Here is a 2,145-nt window from a genome sequence, read left to right as displayed (position 1 = left end):
AACAAAAAGCGTCTTCACTCATCAATTGGTTATTTATCGCCAGTTGAATTTGAAGATAGGTTGGGAAATGAGTTATATATTGAAAATGTGTCTTAATTTAGTGTCCACTTTTAGGGGTGCACTCCCTTTTCTTTTGAATAAAAATACAGAACCTGATGAACTTTTTGTTTCTTTTATTCCTATCTGAAGATAGCTTAAAAGCAAAGAGGAAATGTCATAGGGGTTTTCCTGAAGATGAATTATATTGTCTATTAAATTCATTAATTTTGATTCTTTTTTCATTATTTTCTCTCTATAAATTATATTAGTGTTGCAATTTCATTCTGCAGAAATTTTTTTAAAATAAATATGAAGAAATGACTGAAAAAATAAAAAAAGATCTATTTGATCTTTGGCAGTTTATCGAATATCCTTCCTATGAATTTAATTTGAAGGCTATATTACAGCAGAAAAACTCACTCGTTGGAAATTGATTTTTTATATCTTCTGATTTTTTTTGAATTAATTAGACTAAATCTTAACAAAAATAGAGTATAATTTTATTGAAAAACTTTTATTCCAATAATCTTCTTTTCTATTTTCTCTGGAAAGTTTATCTTCAACTGATAATCTCCAGGGAGAATATCCTGAAGATCGAAGATATAAACTTCATTAAGGATATTCATTTTCTTGTTGAAGAAAGATTCAATCCTCTGGAATTTTAGGTTTGAAATAAAATTTTCATCTTTATAAAGAGAGAATTTAAGGAAGGAATCTTCAATATCATCAGGATTGTAAATCTGTAAAAATAAAGCTATATTTTCTCCTTCTTTTATTTCATTCCCTAAAGAGGGAAAGAATCTGTATTTTGAGAGTAAAAGGGAGCCATCTTCTCTTGAAATTGTAAATAAATTTCCTTCCCCCTCTTTTTCTTTAAGAAAGCCAAATATTGAGTTTAAAATGGTTGGAGAAGGTTCCTTTTTAAGACGAGGTATTTTAATGAGTGTTTCATATCCACCTATTTTTCCTTCTTTTGAGGTAAGGATAACTGCTGTCTCATAACTCCCTGGTTTTATCTTCACATCTGATGTTCCAAATGAATAGTAAAGGGAGGAAAGATTTCTCTTCAGAGCTTCTTTTATTTTTATCTTCACTTCACCAAGATGGGCTTTCTCCTCCTCTAACTCCTTTATACCAAAGAGAAGTGTTATATCCTCTGGAGGAGATTCTTTTCTTTTGAATTGTTCAGTGGGAATCTCTATCCTTATCCAGAATAAAGAGTTTTTCTTATCCTCAGGAATTGAATTAACTTCACATCGAAACTCTATCTCTTTAAAATATTCAGGAGAGAAAAATGCAGAGGCAAGGTTTCTTTTCATCTTCTCCTCCTCTGAGTAATCCATGTATCCTTTTCTAGATCTTACATTAACACCAGGTCTTTTCACTTTTATTTCAATTCTGTGGTACTTTCCATCTTCCTTTTCTCTTTGTGGTTTATATCCTATCTCATAGTAATAACTCAGGTCTCTTTTCAGTTCTTGAACTGTCTCTTCATATTTCTTTCCTCCTCTAAGTAAAACCCCTCCTGTTTCCTCTGCCAGATGGATTAGGCTGTAATTGCTGAATTTTATCTCTTTCATAGATAAAGTTTCTGATTGAAACTTCACAGATGCATCTATGTCTTTTAGCAATTTTCTGAATTCCACATCAGGATTTAGAACATAGAATGCTATGTTTTCTGCATTGGCATACTTAATTATTTCGTCAACTATTTGCCAGTCAAATCTTGTTTTTCTTTTTGAAATAATATTAAAAGGGTCGAATATTTTTAAAATTTCATATTTAGAGATTTCAGGGGTTCCCTGGCTGATAAAAAGAATTGTTTTCCTTCCTGTATGTCTTCTTATTATATTTACAGATGAAAGTAAAGCGCTTATAGTTTTTTCAAATCTCCTTCTAAATAAATAATTTTGATATTCAGCAAAATCTAAAGACATATTTTCTTCAAAATATATCCAAGGATTTGCTTTGATACTTTTATGCATATTCCGATGAATCTGGCCACTGATTCTGATTGAAAGTGGCCACCTGTCGGAGCGAAGTGACGCTGAATTTTCATTATACCTCAGAGTGGCTGGATTGAGTCAAGGATGACTTTCTTTTCCT

3 protein-coding genes are annotated in these 2,145 nt (G+C 31.1%); all 3 read right to left on the bottom strand.

Features of this window, described 5'->3' with window-relative positions:
• Positions 1–72 precede the first annotated feature (72 nt).
• The 3 genes from AB1410_00315 to AB1410_00305 all read right to left on the bottom strand — a co-directional run bounded on the left by AB1410_00315 (position 73) and on the right by AB1410_00305 (position 2,098).
• Entirely contained in the window at positions 73–282 is a 210-nt protein-coding gene (locus tag AB1410_00315) for a hypothetical protein (protein ID MEW6455143.1), read from the bottom strand.
• A 257-nt stretch (positions 283–539) separates the two neighbouring features.
• Positions 540–1,976, bottom strand: coding sequence for a VWA domain-containing protein (locus AB1410_00310; GenBank protein ID MEW6455142.1), 1,437 nt, complete (start codon positions 1,974–1,976; stop codon positions 540–542).
• Complete coding sequence (locus AB1410_00305) at positions 1,967–2,098, bottom strand: hypothetical protein (protein MEW6455141.1); 132 nt, start codon at positions 2,096–2,098, stop codon at positions 1,967–1,969. Before AB1410_00305 ends, AB1410_00310 begins: the two co-directional genes overlap by 10 nt.
• Between the last annotated feature and the right edge of the window lie 47 nt (positions 2,099–2,145).

The organism is Acidobacteriota bacterium (genome assembly GCA_040756905.1).
Lineage (GTDB): Bacteria > Acidobacteriota > Aminicenantia > JBFLYD01 > JBFLYD01 > JBFLYD01.
This window is presented reverse-complemented; position numbering and strand designations above follow the sequence as displayed.